This is a genomic window from Riemerella anatipestifer, assembly GCF_009670965.2.
Lineage (GTDB): Bacteria > Bacteroidota > Bacteroidia > Flavobacteriales > Weeksellaceae > Riemerella > Riemerella anatipestifer_B.
Genome location: NZ_CP073239.1, coordinates 589,440 through 613,752, shown reverse-complemented (window position 1 = coordinate 613,752; position 24,313 = coordinate 589,440). Strand labels below are relative to the sequence as shown.

The following is a 24,313-nucleotide window of genomic DNA, read 5'->3' as shown; positions in this document are numbered from 1 at the left end:
AGGCGTTTTTTAAGGTTAGAGGTTAGATATGAGAGATTAGAACTTAGTATAGCCTCATCAGCCCTTAAGACCAACCTCCAACCTCTAATAGCCATCAACCATTTAACAACTAACATCTAATATCTAACATCTAAAAACTAAATCTTTATGCCAATTAAGTACAAAGTCATTCAGAAAGGGCAACCAGGAGTTGCCGGTGGAGGCGAGAAAAAATACTACGCTTCTGCCAATGTAGTCAGCGAAAAAACTTTAGCAGGACTTACCCGAGACATTGAGAAAATCTCAACGGTAAGCGGAGCGGACATCAGAGCGGTGCTTTACGCTTTGGTAGATGTAATGCAGTCTTCTCTAGCCGAAGGACAAATTATCCGCTTAGGAGAACTCGGTAGTATGAGGGTGAGTATCAGTAGCGAGGGTAAAGCCAAAGAAGAGGAAGTAACCTCAGCAGTTATTAAAAATGCCAAGGTGGTATTTACCCCAGGTTCTGACCTGAAAAAGATGCTCGCCACGCTAAGCTACGAAAAGCTCTAGCAGAGGGCGACAAAACCGCACGCGTGAAAAAAAAATCCGCAGGCGTTCGGTTGGGTAACCACAGGCGTGCAAATTTAAACGAGACGCCTGCGGTTTTAAGCCCAAAGGAAATCAAGTAAAAAAACAGTTACAAGAAAAATAAATTATTAACAATTTTAAAATTAAATATTATGAAAACAAAGACTACAAAATTAAGTGTGTTAGCCTTTTTAGGCTTAGGATTAGCGGTTTATGGGCAAAGTGGTAAAGTAGGGGTTAATACCTCCTCGCCTAGAGCTACTTTAGATGTTCAGCCTAGTGCAACCAATAGCCAAGGTGACGCCAAAACTAACGAAGGGATTTTAGCCCCCCAATTAAGTAAAACTCGTGTGGCAAGTATCGAAGCTCCTATAGAAGGGACTTTAGTGTACGTAATAGATGACGCTACTAAGACGAATGGGGCTATAAGTAATTATACAGGCAATGATACTAAAGTAGCCAAAATAACAGAGAAAGGGTATTACTATTACAACGGTACAGAATGGGTGAAAAGTGCATCAGGAAGCCTAGACCAAGAGTGGATACATAATGGCATAGATGCTATTTATGCGAAAAAAGCAAAAGGTAATAACCCTTCTAACATTTTTGAAATATTAGATAATGGCAAGGTTTATATTAATCAGGGAGGAGTCGATTGGACTACACTTGTAAATGATAGTGGGCAGCCTGCTTTATCCGCAAATCCAAGAGGAAATAATCTTAACTCTGTTTTTCAAAGTAGTGACATACTCCCCTTAAACACTTTAGGAATTGATTATAACAATAGTGGTGGAAGGGGTTATGTTTTTAATTCATTGACTTCTATATTGAAAGAGAATCATACTACCTCTTCTGATGGAGTGAGTAATTTAAAATCCTACACAGGGTCGTCATATAGTTTGATTAATAACGATTTAACTTCCCGTATACTTAGGCAATCTGCAGTTTTTTTCTCATCTTCAATGGGTAGAAGTTCAACAGGGCGTATTGATGAGTTAAGAGGTGTTCTTGCTCAAGCAAGTAATAATTCTTCTGGACATGGATATGTTATATCAGGTGTTCATTCAGATGCTAGTGTTGGTGGAGAAGTAGGTGCTACCGCAAGAGAATTGAGAGGGGTGTACGGTGCAGGTTATCAGCAATATAATGCTAGTGCAGATATTATTAAAGGAGGTCATTTTTATGGTCTTTCTCGATGGACATCTAACCCAACCGAACAAATTATAGGTGTATATGCTGAAGCTTCAAACAGTAAAGAGAAAGGTCTATACCCTGGTCAAATTGAAGGTACTGCCAATGTAACTAATAGAATGGCAGGAGGGGTTTTTGTATCTGCAGCTAGAGCAAATGCAACTTATAATAGTATTTTTGGAACTCATACAGTTAATATCGTTGAGAATGATGCAACTGTATCAACAGGAATGATAGCTTCGCTTAATAGGAATGAAATTAAAAATACTACCCCTCATAATTTTGTGTTTGGTGGAATGTTTGAAAATGTTTTAGCAGGTACTGGTGCCGTGACTAATTTGTCGGGAGTAGTTTCAAGGTTGTTGTCGCAGAAAGTTAATCAATCGGTTGGTGCTTATATGGCATTTCGTTCAGATCTTGGATCTACAGGAGCTATAAATTTACAAGGATCAATAGATAATTATTATGATTTTTATACATCATCAGCACCTACTCAAGCGAAAAATAAGTATGGCTTTTATATACAAGGAGATAACAAAATAAATTTTTTAGAAGGTTCTCTAGGTGTTGGAACTACAGCTCCAGCGGAAAAACTAGAAGTTGCGGGTAATGTAAAAGCTACAGGCTTTATAGGAGCTAATGCCGCTATCTTCCCAGACTATGTATTCCAAAAGTATTACACAGGTACTTCTAGCATTAAAGCAGACTATAGCTTTAAAACCCTTAGTCAAGTAGAAGATTTTGTAAAAACTAATGGGCATTTGCCAGGGTATAAGTCCGCCGCAGAAATTAAAAAGCAAGGTTATATAGACCTTATGGCAACTCAGCTTACCAATGTAGAGAAAATAGAAGAGCTTTACTTACACCTATTAGAAAAGGACAAAGAGGTAAAAGCACTCAAAGCAGAGATTACAGAGCTTAAATCTTTAGTAAAAGACCTATTGGCTAAGTAAGTTTATAGGTTCAAAACCAAAATCCCCTCCAAACGGAGGGGATTTATTATTGTAAAAAGGTTAGCGTTAACTGCCTTTTTTCGCTTTTATCATCATTTCTAGGGCGTCCCACATTTCGGCAGGGATTTGTTCTAACATATTAAATTCCCCAGCACCTTGTAGCCATTCGCCACCGTCTATGGTAATTACTTCTCCATTGATGTAAGCCGAGAAATCAGAAACCAAATAAGCCGCAAGGTTTGCCAACTCTTGGTGTTCGCCTACTCTTCTTAGAGGAACTTTTTTTCTCATATCAAACTTCTCGGCAAGGTCTCCTGGGAGTAAGCGTTCCCACGCTCCTTTGGTAGGGAAAGGTCCTGGAGCTATCGCGTTAAATCTAATGCCATATTTTGCCCATTCCACAGCAAGGCTTCTTGTCATTGCTAAAACCCCTGCCTTTGCACAAGCCGAAGGTACTACATAGCCAGAGCCTGTCCAAGAATAAGTGGTAACAATATTAAGTACAGTTCCTTTTTGTTTTTCTTCAATCCAATGTTTGCCAATAGATAGAGTACAGTTTTTAGTTCCTTTTAATACAATATCAATAATGACATCAAAGGCATTGGCAGATAGCCTTTCGGTAGGCGAGATAAAGTTCCCCGCAGCATTATTTACTAAAATATCTATCTTTCCGAAAGTTTTTAGGGCTTCCGCTTTCATTGCTTCTACCTCATCATAATTTCTGACATCACAAGCGAGTGGTAATACTGTACCTCCAGTGGCGTTTTCTAGTTCTGTAGCTGTGCTTTTTAGTTTGTCTAAATCTCTAGAAGTAATGACAACCTTAGCCCCTAATTCTAAGAAATATTTTGACATGGCTTTCCCTAATCCGCTACCGCCACCTGTTACAATGGCTACTTTATCTTTAAGAGCATTCTCTTTGAGCATAGAATCTGTATAGTTCATTTTGAATTAAATTTAGGTCTAAAGTTAAATAAAATCTTTTAGAGTAAAGGACAAAAAAAGCCGAAACAATTATGTTTCGACTTCTTTTGCTTTAAGCGGAGGATTGGTTTAGTATCCAAAGATTTCTTCCAAACTTAACTTTTTAAGTTCGCCTAATTTCTTCATATCTTCTTCTTTAACCTTATCTTTAGACGCTACGATAGCATAGGTGTAAGGTTGGTTAGCAAGATAATTTTGATGGAAATTTTTTAAATCTGCAAAGTTGATTTTATCAACAGTTTGGTAGATAACTTTTCTAATATCCTCTTTTAAGCCTAGTCTTTGAGCTTCCAAATAGTTAAAGATGATACCGTCTTGTGTAATGCGTTCGGTTTCTATATCTTTTTTGGTTTGTCCTTTAGCTAGGTTGAGATTTTCCGGAAGTTCTGGGAGCTTGTTAAGTAGCTCGTTCATAGAAGCGGTTGCTTCATTAAACTTGTCTGATTGGCTACCTACATATCCTAATAAAGTATACTTCTCTTCTTTTTTGCTTGGCTGAACATAGTAAGCAAAGGTGCTGTAAGCTAAAGCCTTACTTTCTCTAATGGTTTGGAACACAATGGCACCCATACCACCACCAAAGTAATTATTGAATACCTTTACTAATGCGGTTTTGTTAGGGTCGTAGAGGTCTGTATTTCTAATCCATCTAGTTTCGGCTTGAACCATATCATAGTCAGCAAATAAAACTTGATTTTTATCCTGTTTTACTTGTGTAAATACCTTTGCAGGGTTTGGTTTTGCCAAAGTGCTTGGCATCTTGTGGAGTTTACTCAATTTGTTTACAAGTACATTTAGTTTTTCAGGACCGTAGTAAATAATGGTCTGCTCGTAGTTGTTGAGTTGTTTAATTCTCGCCACAAGTTCATCAGCGGTGATTTTGTTAAGTTCATCGTCTGAAAGCACATAATTGAATTTGTTGTCTGCTCCATAAGTAGCATAGCTAGTAAGCCCTTGTAAGATGACATTTTTGTTAAGTTTAGCATCTTTTCTACCTTTCATAAGCCTCGCTTTTAGATTGGTAAGGGCAGTTTCGTCAGGTTTAGCATTAAGAACTAAATCTTCATACAGGCTCACGGCTTGGTCAAAGTTTTCTTGTAAACCTTCTATTGTAACGGTGGTGTATTCCTCTCCTGTAGATACTTTAAAGCTACTAGCAATTTTGTAAAACTCTTTAGAAATAGCTTCAGAAGATTTTTTATCTGTTCCTAAAAACTGAATGTATTGTGAAGCGATAGATTGCTTTAAATCGTTAAGACTTCCTATCTTATAACGGTACATCAATCTGAAAAGACTATTGTCTTGGTTAGGCACATAAAGCACTTCTGCTTGTGCAAGTTTAGACTTTTTAAGGTCTTTGTTGTAGTCTAAAAATACAGGTTTAGAACTATTGCTCGGCATAGATGCAACCATCTTCACAAAATCACTTTGTTTATCAGCATTGGTTTCTACTGGAGTGATTTCAGGTTTTTCTATCTTAATGCTTTCAGATTTTTCTCCTTTTCTTTTGAGTACTGCAACATAGTTATTTCCTAAATATTTATTAGCGAAATCTACCACCTGCTGTTTTGTGATTTTAGAAAGGTTGTTAACATAAGCCACTTGGTCTTTCCAGTCTAATTCGGAAGTGAAGGCGTCCATTAGAACACTAGCACGGTCGCCGTAGTTTTCAGAATCTTTGATTTTCATCTTCTTCATATTATTAACGATAGAAGTGATGAGCTGGTCATCAAAGTTTCCTTTTTTCAAATTATCGATTTCGTTAAGTACCAAATCTTTTACTTCTTCTAAAGATTGTCCAGAGGTAGGTTTAGCACTAATGTAAAGCACACCGTGGTCTATAAGCAAAAAAGTAAATGCTCCTGCGGAAAGAAGCTTTTGTTTTTTCACAAGGTTGAGGTCTAGTAGTCCTGCTTTACCATTAGTTAAAATCTGTCCTACCAAATCAGCTAACAGAACATCTTTATCCTTATTACCTGGAAGACGGAAGCCCATAGTAAGTCCTTCTGCATCAGGACCTACAATCTCTTTAATAATAGGTTGATTGGTAGGTGTTTCTGGAGAGAAAGTGTACTTAGGTACAGGGCTGTATTTCATATAACCAAAACTTTGGTCTATTTTCTTAATCACTTCGTCTGGGTTAAAATCTCCCGACATAATGATACCCATATTGTTAGGCACATAGTAAGTGTTAAAGTATTTTCTAATCTCTACTAAAGAAGGGTTTTTAAGATGTTCCACGGTACCGATAGTGGTTTGTTTACCGTAGTTATGGTTTTTAAACAAGTTAGCGAAAAGAGTTTCAAAAACTTTACTGCCATCGCTGTCTAGGCTTCGGTTTTTCTCTTCATAAACAGCTTCCAACTCTGTGTGGAATATCCTTAAAATAGGGTTTCTAAATCTTTCCGCTTGTACCTTTAAATATTTGTCCAATGAACTGCTAGGTACATCATCTGTGTAAACCGTCTGTTCAAAACTTGTAAAGGCATTTGTATTTTGAGCTCCCATAGCAGACATCATTTTGTCGTATTCATTGGCAATGGCAAACTTGGCAGCTACTCCAGAAATAGAGTCTATTTTTCGGTAGATGGCTTTTCTTTTAACCTCATCAGTTGTTTTATTGTACTGTTCGTACAAAGCATCTATTTTGTCAAGCTCTACTTTTTCTTTTGCCCAGTCTAACGAGCCGTATTTATCAGTTCCTTTAAACATCATATGTTCTAAGTAATGAGCTAGACCTGTGTTGGTAGCAGGGTCTGTTTTACTTCCTGCCTTTATCGCAATGTAGCATTGGATTCTAGGGTCTTTAGGCGTAGGGCTAAGAATTACCGTCAGTCCGTTTTTTAGAGTGTAGAAACGGGCTTTCATTGGGTCGCTGGTAACATACTTATAGTCGTATCCAGCAGACGAAGCACTTTTCCATTCGTAATTTTGGGCAAATACCCCTAACGATAGGAAAAGCATCAAAAGGATAAATGATTTTTTTAATCTCATAATGAATAATTTAGTTTTATTGTTTTTTATTAAAGTTTAGTTTCTATCAAATAAAAGTCTTTCTCCGTGTTTAGTAGAGGAAACTTCTCCATTGTGATAAGCCAAATGCCCATTAACAAAAGTATGTGTGATTTTGGAATGAAAGGTTTCGCCTTCTAATGGACTCCAGCCACAATGGTAAAGTATATTTTCTTTGGAAACTGTTTGTTCAGTGTTTAAATCTACCAATACCAAATCTGCCTTATAGCCCTCTCTTATAAAGCCTCTCTTTTCTATTTGGAAAATGATGGCTGGATTGTGGCACATCTTCTCCACAATCGTTTCTAGACTTACCTTTCCTTTTTTATGGTACTCTAACATCGTTTGCAAAGAGTGCTGTACAAGAGGTGCTCCCGAAGGACATTGTGTGTAAGGTTTTTGTTTTTCGTCTAAGGTGTGTGGGGCGTGGTCTGTTGCTATCACATCTATTCTACCATCAAGTAGTGCTTCCCATAAGCCATCTTTATCTTGTTGAGTTTTAACGGCAGGATTCCATTTGATAAGGCTACCTTTAGTTTCATAGTCTTCATTAGTAAAATGAAGATGATGCACACAAACTTCTGAAGTTATTTTTTTGTCTTTTAGAGGAGTCATATTATCTAATAATATGGTCTCTTTAGCGGTTGATAAGTGGTAAATATGTAGTCTTGCACCTGTTTTTTGAGCGAGTTCTACGGCTTTAGCTGATGAAATAAAACAAGCCTCTTCGCTCCTGATGAGATGGTGGTATTTTACAGGAATATCATCGCCAAATTTGCTTTTATAGTCTTCTGTATTTTTACGAATGGTAGTTTCGTCTTCGCAATGCACACAAATAGGCATTTTAACTTTGGAGAAAATTTCTTCTAAAATTTCTGGATTATCCACCAGCATATTTTCTGTAGAAGAACCTAAGAAAAGTTTTATTGCAGCTACATTTCTAGGGTTGGTTTTTAGGACTTCGTCTAAATTGTCATTGGTTCCACCCATAGAGAAAGAGTAGTTAGCGTGGGAAGTTTGTGAAGCTATCTGATATTTATTTTCTAAAAGCTCTTGGGTAACCGCATTAGGAACAGTGTTGGGTTGTTCTATAAAACTCGTAACACCTCCAGCAACGGCAGCACGGCTTTCGGTTTCAATAGTTCCTTTGTGGGTAAGCCCAGGCTCTCTAAAGTGAACTTGGTCGTCTATTACCCCAGGCAGAAGGTATAATCCTTTAGCGTCTATGGTTTGGTCGGCCTCGGTTTCTAATATTGAGGGAGTTATCTTAGTGATTAAACTATTCTCTATAAGAATATCTGATTGAAAAATTTGGTTTTCATTAACGATTTGGGCGTTTTTAATGAGTACTTTCATTTTGGTAAAATTACTTTTTAGGATTCATTAGAGCGTAAATTTATTTATTATTTTGTAAATAAACAAAGTATGAGTTTAACTTGTTAAAAAAAACATAATTACTTTGTTTATCTTTGCTGAGAATTATAGAGAGAATAGTTTCTATGAGTAATAATAAACTTTTTTTTCCAGCTCTTACAGGGTATAGAGCAATAGCTGCTTGGATGATTTTTATATATCATTTTTTTCCATTTAAAAATGAATCACACTCTTACCCAGAGTGGATAGCAAAGATTATATGGGAATTTCATATAGGAGTAGATATGTTCTTTGTATTGAGCGGATTTCTAATAACTTATAGGTATTTTAATGAAAACCCTATAGATTTCAAGAAGTATATGGTAAATAGGTTTGCAAGGATATATCCCATGTATTTTTTGATTACAGTAGCGGTTTTTATAAGTGGTTATCTTACTTCTGGTATTTGGACTCAAGAAAAAACAATAGAGGCTCTATTGAGTTTTACAATGACGAAGGCACTTTTTAAAGAGTATTTCTTGGGAGGAGTGGCACAAGGGTGGACGCTTACTTTAGAAGAAATGTTCTATATAACAGCACCGCTTTATTTTATTTTAATTAGGAAGAGGAAAATTTGGCTCTATTTATTGCCAATTCTTATTTTCATTTTTGGTTTTGGAATGAAGGAAGTTTTTTCTAACTTTTCCAATCTAGGAGGCTTTTTGCAAAAGAATATAGCTACTTATATTATAGAGTTTTTTGTAGGGATAGGTCTAGCTTTATTTATTAACAACCAATCTAAGAGTATACAAATATTAAAAAATAAGGTTACCTATGTAGGGATAGGTTTTATACTCGTATATCTTATAGGAATGCAGTTTTTCCGTGCGGTTTTCGACTTAAAGTATGATCCCGCTGTGTTCGTCTCTATGGGAGCCTTATCTTTATTAGGAATAGCGCCTCTGTTGTGGGGGCTTATCCATGAAAGAACTTTTATTAGTAAAATTTTATCTACTCCTTTTATGGTGTTACTGGGAAAAAGCTCATATATATTTTACCTAATACATAAAGGCTTTATCCCAATATTTATTAATGATAATATTTGGAGCAATAAGTTATTTATTTTTGTTGTCTTAAATATTATATCAATTGTACTGTTTAAGTATATTGAAGAACCTGCCAATCTATGGATTAGAAAGTACTACAGTAAAAATAATAATTAGATGATTAATAATAAATCACAAAAAATAAAAGTATTATTTAGACTTAGATCTTTAGAAATGGGAGGTGTGCCACGAGTGGTTTTAGACTTGTTGAGGAACCTTCCTAAGGATAAGTTTGATTTGGCTTTAATGCTTAATTTGTATCAAGGTGAATTGGTCTCCGAAATACCTAAAGATATTAGGCTTATCGTTGTGGAAAAAGGGAGAGAGCAGATGTCTCGAAATGCTTTTGTTCAAAAAATACAACTGGGACTAAGGCGACTGAAGTTAGAATTCTACGATAAATTTCCGAGTTTGTTGTATGCATCTAAAGTAAAGGAAGAATATGATATAGAGGTATCACCAGGCTATGCGGAATTTGAGATGGTGCTCAATTCACCTAACAAAAAATCCAAGAAAGTAGGGTGGTTTCATACCGATGTTAGCTATGATAAAGATGAGGCAAGGGTAAAAAAACGCATTGATTTGATGAAGAGGTTTGACTGGATGATTTTTGGGGCTGCACAAACCAGACAAGTGATAGAAGATTTGTATGGTGTAACTTACCCAAAGAGTTCAGTTATTTACAATGTTATTAAAATCAATGAAGCGAGAGAGAAAGCAGAAGCTTTTAAAGTAGATTTTGATGTCCGTCCGTGCTTTACCTCAATTGGAAGATTGCATAGTAGAAAAGGTTATCATACTTTAATAAAAGTCCATAAACGATTGATAGACGAAGGTCTACTACATTCCATTGCCGTTATAGGTGGAGGGAATGAAATGGAAAATCTGAAAAATCAAGTGAAAGCATTATCCGTAGAAAAAACTTTTTTACTTTTGGATACTCAAAAAAATCCTTGGCCTTATGTTAAAGCGTCGGATTATTTTGTGTTACCTTCTCAATCAGAGAGTTATCCACTGACGATAGGCGAAGTTATGGCTTTGGGGAAACCAATTATTTCCACCAATGTAGGCGGTATACCAGAGATGATAGACGATGGGGAAGACGGTATTTTAGTTAATTACGATGAAAATGAACTCTTTGAAGCAATGAAATCATTCCTTACCAATCCAGAATTGGTGGAGAGAATTAAGAAAGGAACTTTAGGAGCTGATGAAAAGTTTGATGAGAGAAAGATATATGCTCAAGTTACGGAAGTGTTTGAGAGATTGGTAGCTACCAAGTAAATGTAATTAAAAATGAACAACGATATAAAAATTACGATAGTTACCCCAACCTATAACCGAGCTCACACTTTGCCACGGGTGTTTAACTCTTTAAAAAAGCAGAGTTTTTTAGGCTTTAAGTGGCTGGTTATGGATGATGGTTCCACCGATAACACTAAGGAAGTGGTGGAAGGATTTAAGGAGGAAAGTCCATTTGAGATAGAGTATTGTTATCAGCCTAACCAACATAAGTTTTTAACGGTGTTAGATGGTATAAAGAAGGTTGCTACACCTTATCATATGGTGGTAGATTCTGATGATTCTTATCCTGATGATGCTTTGGAGATTCTCCTTAATGAGGTAGAGGCTATTAACAATCCTGACGATTATATTGGTGTGATGGGACTTTCCGTAGATGAAAGTGGAAAAATAGTGGGCGATGAATATCCTCACGGTGGGTTTGACGGAAGTATTTTCGATATGCGTTATAAGTACAAGGTTAGAGGAGATAAATTTGGAATTTTTATTACACCAACTTACCATCGTCAAATCCTTGGGAAGGATTATAGCTCCTATAAAGGGAAAGGCTACATTCCGCAATCGGTGATTTTTAACGAATATGATGCTAAGGGAATTAAAACTAGGTTTGTTAATAAAGTAGTGAGGGTTTATCATAAAGACGAAGATGATGCTGCCTCCGTCTCTAATACTAGATGGACGGGAAAGAATGTTTATGGCTTAAAGGAAGGTCATTTGTCTTTTCTCAATAGCTATGGGGTTAGGTTATCGGCGTATCCTAAAGCATTACTAAGAAATATTGTAGGCTATCAGTACTATTCATTTAAAAATGGAAGTTCTTTTAGAAATATTTTGATGGATATTCAACCGTCTTTGATAAAGGTATTAAGTTGGGGACTTTTACCCTTTAGTTTTTTATATCATAAAGTGAGGTAATTATGGACGGGAAAGGTAAAAAGGTACTATTGGTGTATTATAAGCTATTTAAACCGGGTGGCGTGGCTAAGGTAATGACAACATTAGCCAATGAGCTTGTGGAGGAAGGGTATAATGTAGAAATTCTATTGTTAATGTCGCCCAGACCTAATTTTTATCCATTAAATGAAAATGTCAAAATACATCATATAGATACTTTTTCACATTGGGCTTGGAAAATATGTGAATTTAATGTAAAGTGGCTTAGGTTTGTTCCTAAAATACAGAATATTAATGCTTATATTCATCATATAGGGGTTTATTTAATGTTGAAAAATTGGTTGGAAAAAAATCATCAGAATTACGATACTATTATCTCTTGTTGGTATAAATTGTCTTCTTTTATTGGGGTAATGGGTAGAGAAATAGCAAAAAAAACTATTGCTTGGGAGCATATATATTATGGTGTAGGAGGGTTTGTATATGCTAAAAAATTAAGACAATACTATAAAAATCTAAAATCGATTGTATGTATTAATACTCCTTCTATTACTCATTATAGGCAATTTAATAATACGGATTTTATTCCTAATTTAATGGGTGATGATTTTGAAAAATTAAAGTATAAAAACCATTTAGATAAAAAAAATCATATTGCGTTTGTTGGTAGATTAGAAATTGAAAAAAATGTAACTGAACTTCTTGATATATTCTCCGAAATAAAAGATAAAAAAGATTGGGTTTTACAAATTATTGGTGATGGGGTATTGAGGTATCCGCTAGAAGCACAAGTGGAAAATTTAGGGTTGAAGGATAAGGTTGTTTTTTTAGGCAAAAAATCTACTGATGAAATTATCCATATTTTACAAGAATCTAAAATTTTCGCTCTTACTTCTACTGTAGAAGCCTTTGGGTTGGTATTGGTAGAGGCTATGTTTTGTTCAAATGTTTTAATAGCTTACGATTGTAATTATGGACCGTCAGATATTATCAATGAGAATAATGGATTTTTAATTCCGCTTAGAAATAAAGATTTATTCAGAGAAAAGCTACAATATCTGTTCGATAATCCAGCGGATTTAGAGCGTTTATCACACTCCTCCTACATGGAGGCACAAAAATGGAAAAAAGATAAAATTTTAGAACAATGGAAAAAGATAATATAGTAGACTATGCTTTTTAACTCAATAGAATTTGCGATATTTTTACCTATAGTTTTTATACTTTATTGGTTTGTTTTTCAAAAAAATATAAAATTACAAAACTTCTTTATAGTAGTTGTAAGTTATATTTTTTATGGTTGGTGGGATTGGCGTTTCCTTTTTCTTATCCTATTTAGTACAGTGTTAGACTATTCTTTAGGAAGGTTACTAGCTTTAGATGAGAAGCCTAAAAAAAAGAAAGATGTATCTTGTTGTTAGCGTGGTAGTTAATTTAGGGTTTTTAGGATTCTTCAAGTATTGCAACTTTTTTATAGATAATTTTATAGCGGCATTTACCTTCTTGGGGCAGAAGCCATCTATTCATACGCTTAATATTTTGCTTCCTGTGGGGATTAGTTTTTATACTTTCCAAACATTAAGCTATACCATAGATGTGTATAAGAAAAAATTAGAGCCAACCAAAGATTTTATTGCATTTAGTGCCTTTGTGAGCTTTTTCCCGCAGTTAGTAGCAGGACCTATTGAGAGAGCCACGCATTTGTTACCTCAATTTTATAAAAAGAGGGAATTTGATTATACTAAGGCGGTGGACGGTATGCGTCAGATTCTTTGGGGACTATTTAAGAAAATGGTAATAGCGGATAACTGTGCGGTTTATGCTAATCAGATTTTTGCAAATTCGGATACCTCTTCGGGAAGTACGCTAGTGCTTGGAGCTATATTTTTCACTTTTCAAATCTATGGAGATTTTTCTGGCTATTCGGATATTGCCATAGGTACTTCTCGTTTATTTGGGTTTGATTTGATGAAGAACTTCGCTTATCCTTACTTTTCTCGTGATGTAGCAGAATTTTGGAGACGTTGGCACATTTCTCTTTCTACGTGGTTTAGAGATTATCTGTACATTCCTTTGGGCGGGAGCAAGGGCGGAAATTGGATGAGAATTAGAAATACCTTCATTATTTTCTTAGTGAGTGGATTTTGGCACGGAGCAAATTGGACATTTATTGCTTGGGGATTTCTAAATGCCCTTTTCATAATGCCGTCCATTATATTGAAAACGAATAGAAATAATATAGAAGTGGTGGCTCACGATAGACTATTACCTTCTTTAAGAGATGTTTTTAATATGCTTACTACATTTGGATTGATGGTTTTTGCGTGGATTTTTTTCAGAGCAGAAAATATGGCTCATGCCATTTCTTATATTACTAATATATTTAAACCATCATTATTCAGTTTTCCTAGTCTTAATAAGGCTGCATTAGCTACTCTGATTCTAGTTGGCTTTTTATTGATAATGGAATGGCAAGGACGAAGAGGAGAGTTTGCATTAGAAAGTTTTTGGCTCAAAAAGCCTCGTTTGTTAAGATGGAGTTTTTATGCGTTTGTTATTCTTTTGATAGGTTTGTTTATGCAAACTAATGAGACCCCATTTATTTATTTTCAGTTTTAATAGATATGAAATCATTTATAAAAAAGATTATATTTTTCTCCATTTTTGGGAGTGTGTTTTATGTGGTAGTTTTGCCAATATGGAGCCAGATAATGCCACCGTTTATGGCTAAAAATGTGAGAAACTGTGTGGGTTGCTATGGTCATTTGTTTTCCAGAACCAGAGATGTTGGCAATCTAGAAAAAAGTCCAGATATTTTATTTTTAGGGTCATCACACGCTTATCGAGGTTTTGATACTAGAGTGTTTAGTAAAAATGGTATTTCTTCATTTAATTTAGGTTCTAGTTCGCAATCTCCTATCAATACGCAGGTGTTACTCAAGCAATATTTAGATAGGATAAAACCTAAAATGATAGTTTACGAAGTGTATGCAGGAACGCTTTCGGCTGACGGTGTAGAATCTTCTTTAGATATGTTAAGTAACAATAAAATAGATGCTAATGCTATTGAAATGGTACAGCGTACTAGACACTTAGCGGTTTTTAATACGGCCATTTATGGTTTATATAGACAAGTGTTAGGTTTAAATAAAACATTTTCTGAACCAAGTATACAGAATGATGATGTTTATGTGCAGGGAGGTGGTTTTGTGGAAACAAAGTTTAGAAAAAATCCAATGCTAGAAGAAGCAAGAGGCAAGTGGGAACTTAACCCTAAACAAATTGAGGCTCTGAAGGAAAACTTAGATTATATCAAGAAAAGAAATATACCCTATATTTTAGTTCAAGCTCCTATTACTAAGAAACTTTATGAGTCTAAAACGAATAACAAATCGGTGGATAGTCTTCTGTCAACTATTGGGACTTATAAGAATTTTTATGGCGAATTACCTTTAAACGATACCATAGACTTTTACGATAGTAATCATCTTAATCAAAAGGCAGTCGTTAAGTTTAACGAAAGTTTTATTACTTATTTAAAAACCTTAAAGCAATAAGTATGAGTGATAAAAAAAAGAAACTTCTCATTCGTATAGGTTCATTGAGACATGGTGGAGCGGAGAAGGTACTGGTAACTTTTCTTAAAAACCTTCCGCCAGATAAGTATGAGGTGGATTTGTTACTCAATTTATACTCAGGTAAATATTTGCCAGAAGTTCCTAGCTGGGTTAATGTTTTGTATCTAAACAAAGGGGAAATGATAACCACTAATCGTTTGCAGGATATTCCTCAAAAAGCGTTTAGAGTTATTTATCAAGGAATATTAAAAAAGTTTCCAAAATTGCTTTATCATTTCATTCTCAAAGGCAAAAAGTATGATGTAGAATTAGCCGCCATACATGGTTTTAGAGATGAGGTGTTAAATTCACCATTGAAACAATCTAAGAAAATCATTTGGATACATAATGATTTAAGAAAAACCGGATTTCACAATTATACAGATGCTGAAATTAGAAAGTTTTTTGGATACGATAAGATTATGGTCATATCTGAATATATACAGAAAGACTTTGACGGTTTAGCTCAAAACGAGACAGAAAAAAATAAAATCATTAGGATTTACAATCCACTAGACACACAAGAAATTCTCAATAAAAGCACGGTAGAAGAGTTATCCAAACCAATGTTTCCAACTTTTGTGTCCGTGGGTACCGTGTTTCCACAAAAGGGGTTTGATAGACTTCTAAAAGTCCACAAAAGGCTTTTGGACGAAGGTTTGCTACATCGTGTACAAATTTTAGGAGATGGCTATGATTTTGATAATATCCAAAAACTCAAAACAGAACTTGGGGTAGATGATACAGTAGATATGTTAGGCTTTATAGATAACCCATATCCGTATTTCAAAAATGCCGATTTCTATGTTCTAAGTTCGCGGTACGAGGGCTATCCTACCGTATTGTTTGAAGCGATTACTTTGAGAAAGAACATTATTGCAACAGAGGTTTCTGGGGTTAGGGAGATGCTTTTAGACGGTGATTTGGGGCTTGTGGTAGATAATTCGGAAGAAGGCATTTACCATGGGATGAAAAAAGCACTTACCAATCCACAGCATTTTCAAACCTATCAAGAAAAGCTAAAAGATTATCAAATGCCATTCAGTCTTACCAATTCTGTGGAGAAGATAATGCAAATACTAGATAGTTAGAGCCATTTTTTATAGGGCGTGCCCCTAGTCCTTGCAGTGGCTTAGGCTTGGGTCGGTCTTCGGGCAGTCGCTATCTTATAAAATCCAAAGGCTAATTCCTTTCATTTTTTATAAGATGAGCTCCCACAATGCCCTTCGCCCTCACGCACGGTCTGCATATTATAGAGATATTTCTCTATCTTTGCCATAATTGTTATCAAGCTATCTTAGATGAATTACACTACTATACAAAAAGACTTCTACCGAGAGAGCGGAAAGTGGCTTTCTGGGATTCAGATATTCAAAAAATGTTTCAGCCCTAATTTGCATTATATTTATTGGTTTCGTAAAGCTCAGAAATATAGAAGTACTCCTTTCTTGGGTAGTGTTGTACGGCTTATTCTCAGGCACTATCAAATAAAATACGGTTTTCAGATTTATCCTGAAACTCAAATAGGCGAAGGTTTTTATTTGGGACATTGGGGAGCGGTGGTTATCAATCCGAAAACCACTATTGGTAAAAATTGTAATATAGCACAAGGAGTTACCATAGGTCAGCAGAACCGAGGCAAAAAACAGGGGGTGCCTACCATTGGAGATGAAGTTTGGATTGGGGCTAACGCAGTAATTGTAGGTGGAGTAACCATAGGGAATAATGTACTTATTGCTCCTAATGCGTATGTGAATACCGATGTGCCTAGCGGTTCTGTAGTTATGGGGAATCCAGCACAAATTATTCCTAACGACCAAGCAACGGAGGGTTATATTAACCATAAAGTTTAATTATAAAAAGTGTTAAAAAATACTTTAATTGGTTCAAAAACATTATATTTGCATAATTCTTGATACCCTAGGGTGTTGACGGTAGTTTGAAAATTATTTAAAACGAGGAGACTAATTTTAAAATTTATATATTATGCCAAATTCGTATGAAGTAATTTTCGAAAACAACAAAAAGTGGGTAGAAAGTAAACTGGGTGGAGATGCTGATTTTTTCAAAAATTTAGCTAAAAATCAAACTCCAGATTTTCTTTACATTGGGTGTTCGGATAGTAGAGCAACAGCAGAGGAGTTAATGGGGGCTCAGCCGGGCGAAGTGTTTGTTCACAGAAATATAGCTAATGTGGTAAATACTTTAGATATGAGTTCTACAGCTGTTATACAATATGCCGTAGAGCATCTTAAAGTAAAGCATATTGTGGTATGTGGGCATTATAACTGTGGAGGTGTAAAAGCTGCTATGTCTTCTCAGGATTTAGGATTGCTTAATCCTTGGTTGAGAACCATTAGAGATGTTTACAGATTACACCAAGCAGAGCTAGACGCTATCGAAGACGAACATAAGCGTTTCGATAGATTGGTAGAGCTGAATGTTCAAGAGCAATGCATCAATGTAATTAAAATGGCGTGTGTGCAAGAAAGATACATTTTAGAGGAGTTTCCTATTGTACACGGGTGGGTGTTTGATTTAAGAACTGGGAAGTTGATAGATTTGAATCTTGATTTTGCTAAGACGCTTAAGGATATTCAAAAAATCTACAATCTAACAGATTCTGATTGGGTAATGAGTAGAAGAAATAACAAAAATCTAAACCCTTAAAAGTTTTTTAGATGAGGTTTAAAAGTATTTTATTATTGATTATTTTCCTAAACTTTATGGCGTTACCAAGTATCGCTAAGGTGTTTGGTGAAGATATTTCAACCGTTACTTTTACAATCTCTGAAGAAGAAACGCATTCTGGAGAAACCACTTTGTTTTCAGAAAAGATGATTTCGGAGCCTATGAGCTTGCAAGGTTTTTCCTCGCTGTCTACTTATAAACACAACAATAGAGTGTTTGTAGGTATTGATGATGTGGCTCATCTCTCACCGTTCTTATCGGTGCATTATACGCCTCCAGAAGCTTAATATTACTATACCTCTTCTTATCTGAGGAGGTTCAGCTTGATATTTTATCAATTTTTAGTCGTTTGAAATAACGGTAAATTCTCTTAGAGAGGTTATTGGTTATTGTAGAAACGAGAGTTCTAATTATTTCAATATTTAAAATGAAAAAGACATCTTTATTAGGAGGTTTTAAAGAAAACTTTCCTTCAGGACTTGTTGTGTTCTTGGTAGCATTACCATTGTGTTTAGGAATTGCATTAGCATCTGGAGCACCACCACTTTCTGGTATTATTTCTGGTATTATAGGTGGTATTGTGGTAGGTTATATTAGTAATTCACATATATCAGTATCAGGGCCTGCTGCTGGTTTAACAGCTATTATCCTTACAGCGATTACAGATTTAGGAGCGTTTGAGCTTTTCCTTTGTGCGGGTATTATAGCAGGTGTAATACAGCTGATTTTAGGGTTTGTGCGTGCAGGTAGTATTTCTAATTATTTCCCTACTAATGTGATAGAGGGTATGCTTGCTGGTATTGGGGTCATCATTATTATGAAGCAAATTCCTCATGCACTAGGATATGATAGTGATTTTGAAGGAAATGAGACCATTTTTGACAACGGCTATAATCTTGATTCTATATCTAGCTATCTTCAAAATCTTAGCTCATCGGTTCATATGGGGGCAATTATAGTAACATTAGTTTCTCTTGCAATTCTTTTGTTGTGGGACAATGTGGCAGCACTCAGAAAACTTAAAATGTTACCAGGAGCATTAGTGGCGGTAGCGGTAGGTATTTTATTAAATGAGTTTTTCAAAGCTAGTGGAAGCTCTTTAGCGATAAGTGAAGAACATTTAGTTAATCTGCCAGTACCTCAATCTGCTGAAGATTTTAAAAATATGATTGTAATTCCTGATTTCTCAGGCTTTTTAAATTCTAAAGTTTGGGTAGCTGGTGCTACTATAGCTATTGTAGCTTCTATAGAAACATTATTGTGTATTGAAGCGGCAGATAGATTAGATAAGAGAAGAAGAATAACAGATACAAACTTAGAGCTTAGAGCTCAAGGGATAGGTAATATGGTGAGTGCCTTTATTGGGGGGCTTCCAATGACTTCAGTAGTGGTTCGTTCTTCAGCTAATGCCAATGCGGGAGCTACATCTAAAGTTTCGGCTATTATACATGGGGTATTGTTATTAGTTTGTGCAGTATCTATACCTATTATCCTTAATAAGATACCTTTGGCTACTTTAGCAGCAGTACTTCTTTTGGTAGGATATAAATTAGCAAAACCATCTACAATTGCTCATTTTTGGCATAAAGGGAAGTATCAATTCATTCCTTTCATCGCTACGGTAGTAGCAGTTGTGGCTACAGACTTACTGAAAGGAGTGGGTGTAGGTATGGCGATTTCTATATTCTATATTTTACAAGGGAATATGAAAAGAGCGTACTATTTTAGCCGTGAAGAGTTAGACGAAGCTGATGAAGTTACTATCAGATTAGCAGAAGAGGTGTCGTTTCTTAACAAAGCGGCTATAAAGAAGACTTTAAAAAATATTAAACCTAATTCTAAAGTAACTATAGATGCTAGAAATACCTCTTATATTACTACAGATGTATTAGAACTGATACAAGACTTTGCTAATGTAAGAGCTAAGGAGGAAGGTATAGAAGTAGTGTTACTAGGGTTTAGAACATCTTATAAAGATTATGAAAAAGACCAACACTCTCATATAGAGCTTGGTCATGGTAAAGCAATTTAATTTCATTTTATAAGTTTTTCACTAGGAAGTTGGGCGTCAGTTTATAAAGCTGAAGCCCAACTTTTATTTTTAATTGTCCTTAAACATAAATCTTGTATCTTTGGGGGCTTTTTTATCTATGAAGAAAATATTAGGGGGGATTTCGTTGTGTTGGTTTAGTTTAACCTTTTATATGTTGGTTACGCTAGTTTTGGTGTTGTTGGTAAAACCCGATGGCTTTTTTCTTATACCAATATTAGAAGGAAGATTTTATTTTTTTGCAGTGTTTTTAGGGGCTTTATTTTTTGATAATCAACTTAAAAACTATCCAAAAATAAAAGTACTGGTAAGCTGGTTGCTAGCCTATGCCTTTTTAGGTATGGTTTATAAGGAGACGGCACAACTCAATCTTATGTTTTTTGATAAAATAGATAGTTGGCTAGTCGAGATAGACCACCTTTTGTTTGGCTTTCAGCCTTCGCTAGAGTTTTCTAAGGTTTTTGATTATCCTTGGTTTAGTGAGTTGATGTTCTTAGGGTATTTCTTCTATTACCTAATGCCTCTCATTGTGATTGGAATGCTTTTCAAGTACAAGCCTCATCTACTGGAATTTTTTGGTTCTTTATTGATAACTGCTTTTGTTATCTATTACACTATTTTTATTTTTGTTCCAGCGGAAGGACCACAGTTTTATTTCCCATATCCTAGCAATACGGTAGAAGCCTATGGTCTTTTTGGAATGGCAGTAAAACAAATACAATTGATGGGCGAAGCTCCTACGGCGGCATTTCCTAGCTCTCATGTGGGTGTGAGTGTGGTGGTTCTGATTTGGCTATTTAAACATTACAGAAAATTATTTTTCTTAATATTGCCATTTACATTTATTCTTGTTTTCTCTACGGTGTATATCAAAGCACATTATGCGGTAGATGTTTTGGCGGGAGGAGTTACAGGAGTATTGGTTTACTTGCTTAGTTCAAGTATTACTTTATTTTTTATAAAAAAACGAAGACAATGGAAATCATTATAAAACAAGTAGAAGGTGCTAAAGAACTTAATACTTTTATCTACCTTCCAGAGAAGATACACCATAATCATCAGGAGTGGCTACCGCCTCTTTATATGGATGAAGAGCAGTTTTTTAATCCTAAGAGAAACCCTGCATTTCAGCATAACGACACCATTCTGTTATTAGCCTACCAAAATGGAAGAGCAGTGGGTAGAATTATGGGGATTATACCACATGAGTATAACAAAAAGCAAAACCTTAAAACAGCAAGATTTAGCTATTTTGAATGTTATGAGGACGAAACCATATTCTTGGCGTTACTAAAAGAGGTAGAGCAATGGGCGAAGTCTAAAGGTTGCGAAGAGCTTATCGGACCGATGGGATTTTCCGACAAAGAGCCTCAAGGGTTTCTTACCAAAGGATTCTCTAAACCTACGATGATGATTACCAATTCTAGCTTTGAGTATATGTCTAGAATGATTTTGGCTTCGGGGTACAGTTCTTTTGTGGAGTTGTGCCAATATGATGTTCCGCTAACTTCTAAAATTACCGAACGCTACGAGGCTTTTACAGAAAGAATACAAAGCAGAATGAACATCACGGTACATCAGTTCACTTCTACGAAACAGGTGAAGCCTTTTGTGAAGTCGGTGTTTAATCTTATCAATGCTACTTATCAAGAAATCTATGGATTTACGTCTATTTCAGAGGAAGAAATGGACGAATTCGCCAACCGTTTTCTCCCATTACTAAATCCTAAGTTAATTAAAATCATTAGTGATGGTTCGGGGAGAGTAGTGGCGTTTGTGATAGCGATGGCAGACCTAAGCCAAGGGATTAAAAAGGCTAAAGGGAGGCTATTGCCATTGGGTTGGTTTCATATTTTGAGAGCGTCTAAAACATCTAAACGATTGGTACTTTTGTTAGGCGGTATAGCACCAGATTATCAAAACAAAGGTCTAGATGCGGTCTTGGCAACGCACCTTTTTGGTTCTGCAATTAAGCTAGGCTTTAAATCGGTAGATAGCCACTTGATTATGAGAGAAAACCATAAGATGCGTGCAGAGATAGAGCGTTTGCCTAACCACAGAATGTACAAAGAGTACACTATCTATAAAAAGAAAATTTAGCAAAGCGGATTACTTTCCATTAAAGCCCGTCATCGCATTTTGGATACCTGCAAATACAAAAGCTAAAGAAGCCTTAGTAAATTGTTCTAGGCGTTCTGGGAGTTTGCTTTGTTCTTCTTCAGTCCATTTGCCGAGTACATAGTCCACTTGCTTACCTTCGGAGAAATTGGCAGAAATGCCAAACCTTAATCTTGGGTAGTTTTGCGTTTGCAGGAGTTCTTGGATATTTTTTAGTCCGTTGTGTCCTGCGTCTGAGCCTTTCATTTTCATTCTAAGCGTACCGAAAGGCAAGGCTAAATCATCGGTGATGACAAGCAAATTTTCTAGCGGAATGTTCTCTTTTTTTAGCCAAAACTTCACGGCGTTACCGCTTAAATTCATATAGGTGTCGGGTTTTAGTAATATTACTTTTCTACCCTTATATTTACCCTCTGCTACCCAGCCAAAGTTAGCTGTTTTAAAAGAAGCCTCTATGCTTTCTGCAATTTTTTCTACAACTTTAAAGCCTACATTGTGGCGAGTTTCTGTGTACTCATCTCCTTTGTTGCCCAGCCCTACGATAAGGTATTTCATGGTTTTACTTTATTTTTAATGCGGTGCAAATTTAGAGTAATAATTGGTTTTAAAAAAGTTTTACTATCTAATAAAGCCTTTATGAGAAGCAACAAAAAATCCCTCCAGTAGATTTGGAGGGATGGGTTTATCAAAAAATTTACTTAGATAATAGAGCTTCTATTTTAGATAACCTTTCTTTGAGTTCTTTAATTTCGGCATTTTTAGCTTTTAGGGCTTTGTCTTGCTCTATGCTGTGCAAGTAAAGTTCTTCTATCTTCTCTACATTGGTAAGTTGGGTAGCCATAAGGTCTATATAACCTTGCTCTTTGATTTTAGAAGCCGACAAATACCCTGGCAAATGCCCATTAGTTTTTACAAAGTCTTCTACTTGGCTTAGGGTTTTAAAGCTATAATCTGCCTTGAGACTAGAAGTACCTGTATAATACTTTTGGAACACATAGTCTGGGAAGATAGCGGCATTAGCACCTATAAAACCTGTAGCTTTTACATTACCTGCTACGTCTAGTTTTTCGGTTGGAGTATCTACACCTACACCAACTTTATCCCCAAAGCGAACGGTTCCAGCGTTAGTGTAAATAGCAAAGTTTTGGTCAGGTATAGAAGTATTTCCTGTAACATTTCCTATGTAGATACCTCTATTGGCAGTGGTTCCTCCTGTTATACCTCCAATGTATAAACCTGTATTGTCTTCAATGTTAGGAACTGTAGAGTTGGTCGCAGTATCATTGATAAAGCTAGATAGCTCAATTCCTCTCACTAGCTTTATAGTAGGATTAGACCCTTGCCACGAGCGGAGGAGTATGGTTTTCCCTGTAAGTTTTTCAACGGTAGCGGTAGATGCGTTTTGAAATACAACCCAATCCATAGAGCCTGAAGCAGTATTTATACTACCATTACCTCTTAGATAGGTGTAATTATCTAATGCTCTAATAGAGCCTATTGCTTTATTAGAGTAAGAAAAAGCTTGGTTTCTTTTGGCGTAAGTTGTAGTTACTTCGGCATTAATCCCAATAAGAGCTTTAGAATAATTTCCTGTTAGTGTAGATAAGCTCTGTGAAGCGTGGTAATCTACACCGTCGCTATTACCCGTAATATTCTTCAATGATTTTAATGATGAGAGAGTGGTAGGAGCATATACTGTTGATGAAGTCCCATTAAAAGAAGTTGCTCTATCTGGAACGGTATCAATAAAACTTGAAATACTGCTACCAGTAGCAAAAATATCTCCCCAAACTGAAGGGGTAACACTTGCAGGAAGTGTTAATGTAGATGTTTTAATACCTATAGTGTGTTTATTTATTCCTGACTGAGAAGTAGCAGTTTCTTCTACTAAATCTTTTGAATTAAAGTAAGGTACGGATGTGTCAGGACTGTCTATGAGTTTAAATCCTCCATTTTCATCAAAGTAGACTTTGTTATTAAAAGGAGAAGTGCCACTTCTTTTTAATTCTATATTTTTGGTTGAAGAATTATATACCCATTCTTGGTCTAGGCTGTTTGCAGCACTCTTTACCCACTCCGTACCATTGTAATAGTAATAACCCTTTTCTGTGATTTTAGCTACTTTGGTATCATTACCTGTATAATTGCTTATAGCCCCATTGGTCTTAGTAGCGTCATCTATTACATACACTAGAGTCCCTTCTACAGGAGCTTCGATACTTGCCACACGAGTTTTACTTAATTGGGGAGCTAAAATCCCTTCGTTAGTTTTGGCGTCACCTTGGCTATTGGTTGCACTAGGCTGAACATCTAAAGTAGCTCTAGGTGAGGAGATATTAACCCCTACTTTTCCACTTTGCCCATAAACCGCTAATCCCAAGCCTAAAAAGGCAAGTACACTTAATTTTGTAGTCTTTGTTTTCATAAAATTTAATTTTAAAATTGTTAATGATTTTGTTTAATTTTTCCTTTGTTGTTCTTTGTGTTAAAATT

General features: G+C 35.7%; 19 protein-coding genes and 1 pseudogene. 15 read left to right on the top strand and 5 right to left on the bottom strand.

The window, feature by feature from the left end; all coding sequences use genetic code 11:
• Positions 1-147: 147 nt before the first annotated feature.
• Together D1J36_RS02845 and D1J36_RS02840 are read left to right on the top strand one after the other, a co-directional pair.
• Positions 148-531: an HU family DNA-binding protein gene (locus tag D1J36_RS02845; RefSeq protein ID WP_154137841.1), complete on the top strand. Its 384-nt coding sequence runs from the start codon at positions 148-150 to the stop codon at positions 529-531.
• Positions 532-701: 170 nt separating this feature from the next.
• Positions 702-2,693, top strand: coding sequence for a hypothetical protein (locus D1J36_RS02840; protein WP_154137842.1), 1,992 nt, complete (start codon positions 702-704; stop codon positions 2,691-2,693).
• A 66-nt stretch (positions 2,694-2,759) separates the two neighbouring features.
• Here the strand turns inward: D1J36_RS02840 and D1J36_RS02835 are convergent, their stop codons facing one another.
• The 3 genes from D1J36_RS02835 to D1J36_RS02825 form a co-directional block, all read right to left on the bottom strand.
• Positions 2,760-3,638: an SDR family oxidoreductase gene (locus tag D1J36_RS02835; RefSeq protein WP_154137843.1), complete on the bottom strand. Its 879-nt coding sequence runs from the start codon at positions 3,636-3,638 to the stop codon at positions 2,760-2,762.
• Between the two features lie 108 nt (positions 3,639-3,746).
• The gene (locus tag D1J36_RS02830; protein WP_154137844.1) at positions 3,747-6,671 is read right to left on the bottom strand and encodes a M16 family metallopeptidase; all 2,925 of its coding nucleotides are present in this window, start codon (positions 6,669-6,671) and stop codon (positions 3,747-3,749) included.
• A 36-nt stretch (positions 6,672-6,707) separates the two neighbouring features.
• Complete coding sequence (locus D1J36_RS02825; protein ID WP_154137845.1) at positions 6,708-8,045, bottom strand: dihydroorotase; 1,338 nt, start codon at positions 8,043-8,045, stop codon at positions 6,708-6,710.
• Between the two features lie 143 nt (positions 8,046-8,188).
• Here D1J36_RS02825 and D1J36_RS02820 point away from each other — a divergent pair, with 143 nt between their 5' ends.
• The 13 genes and pseudogenes from D1J36_RS02820 to D1J36_RS02760 all read left to right on the top strand — a co-directional run bounded on the left by D1J36_RS02820 (position 8,189) and on the right by D1J36_RS02760 (position 21,802).
• A complete protein-coding gene (locus D1J36_RS02820) occupies positions 8,189-9,265 on the top strand; it encodes an acyltransferase family protein (protein ID WP_154137846.1) in 1,077 nt (358 codons plus the stop codon).
• A complete protein-coding gene (locus D1J36_RS02815) occupies positions 9,266-10,432 on the top strand; it encodes a glycosyltransferase (RefSeq protein WP_154137847.1) in 1,167 nt (388 codons plus the stop codon).
• A 12-nt stretch (positions 10,433-10,444) separates the two neighbouring features.
• Positions 10,445-11,365 carry a glycosyltransferase family A protein gene (locus D1J36_RS02810; RefSeq protein WP_154137848.1) on the top strand — a complete coding sequence of 307 codons (921 nt, stop codon included), beginning with the start codon at positions 10,445-10,447 and terminating at the stop codon, positions 11,363-11,365.
• 2 nt (positions 11,366-11,367) lie between these two features.
• Complete coding sequence (locus D1J36_RS02805) at positions 11,368-12,510, top strand: glycosyltransferase (protein ID WP_154137849.1); 1,143 nt, start codon at positions 11,368-11,370, stop codon at positions 12,508-12,510.
• A 6-nt stretch (positions 12,511-12,516) separates the two neighbouring features.
• Positions 12,517-13,963, top strand: a pseudogene (locus tag D1J36_RS02800) (MBOAT family O-acyltransferase).
• A 5-nt stretch (positions 13,964-13,968) separates the two neighbouring features.
• Positions 13,969-14,901: a hypothetical protein gene (locus tag D1J36_RS02795; protein WP_154137850.1), complete on the top strand. Its 933-nt coding sequence runs from the start codon at positions 13,969-13,971 to the stop codon at positions 14,899-14,901.
• A gap of 2 nt (positions 14,902-14,903) precedes the next feature.
• Positions 14,904-16,052 carry a glycosyltransferase gene (locus D1J36_RS02790; protein WP_154137851.1) on the top strand — a complete coding sequence of 383 codons (1,149 nt, stop codon included), beginning with the start codon at positions 14,904-14,906 and terminating at the stop codon, positions 16,050-16,052.
• Between the two features lie 210 nt (positions 16,053-16,262).
• A complete protein-coding gene (locus tag D1J36_RS02785) occupies positions 16,263-16,814 on the top strand; it encodes a serine O-acetyltransferase (protein WP_154137852.1) in 552 nt (183 codons plus the stop codon).
• A gap of 133 nt (positions 16,815-16,947) precedes the next feature.
• Complete coding sequence (locus D1J36_RS02780; RefSeq protein WP_154137853.1) at positions 16,948-17,631, top strand: carbonic anhydrase; 684 nt, start codon at positions 16,948-16,950, stop codon at positions 17,629-17,631.
• Between the two features lie 11 nt (positions 17,632-17,642).
• Complete coding sequence (locus tag D1J36_RS02775) at positions 17,643-17,939, top strand: hypothetical protein (protein WP_154137854.1); 297 nt, start codon at positions 17,643-17,645, stop codon at positions 17,937-17,939.
• A 140-nt stretch (positions 17,940-18,079) separates the two neighbouring features.
• Positions 18,080-19,684 carry a SulP family inorganic anion transporter gene (locus D1J36_RS02770; RefSeq protein ID WP_154137855.1) on the top strand — a complete coding sequence of 535 codons (1,605 nt, stop codon included), beginning with the start codon at positions 18,080-18,082 and terminating at the stop codon, positions 19,682-19,684.
• 118 nt (positions 19,685-19,802) lie between these two features.
• Complete coding sequence (locus D1J36_RS02765; protein WP_252339420.1) at positions 19,803-20,693, top strand: phosphatase PAP2 family protein; 891 nt, start codon at positions 19,803-19,805, stop codon at positions 20,691-20,693.
• Positions 20,678-21,802 (top strand): hypothetical protein, encoded by a 1,125-nt coding sequence (locus D1J36_RS02760; RefSeq protein ID WP_154137857.1) that lies wholly within the window; start codon positions 20,678-20,680, stop codon positions 21,800-21,802. Before D1J36_RS02765 ends, D1J36_RS02760 begins: the two co-directional genes overlap by 16 nt.
• A gap of 9 nt (positions 21,803-21,811) precedes the next feature.
• Here D1J36_RS02760 and pth read toward each other — a convergent pair whose 3' ends face one another.
• Together pth and D1J36_RS02750 are read right to left on the bottom strand one after the other, a co-directional pair.
• The gene (gene pth, locus D1J36_RS02755; protein ID WP_154137858.1) at positions 21,812-22,375 is read right to left on the bottom strand and encodes an aminoacyl-tRNA hydrolase; all 564 of its coding nucleotides are present in this window, start codon (positions 22,373-22,375) and stop codon (positions 21,812-21,814) included.
• A gap of 139 nt (positions 22,376-22,514) precedes the next feature.
• The gene (locus tag D1J36_RS02750; protein WP_154137859.1) at positions 22,515-24,245 is read right to left on the bottom strand and encodes a hypothetical protein; all 1,731 of its coding nucleotides are present in this window, start codon (positions 24,243-24,245) and stop codon (positions 22,515-22,517) included.
• Positions 24,246-24,313: the final 68 nt, after the last annotated feature.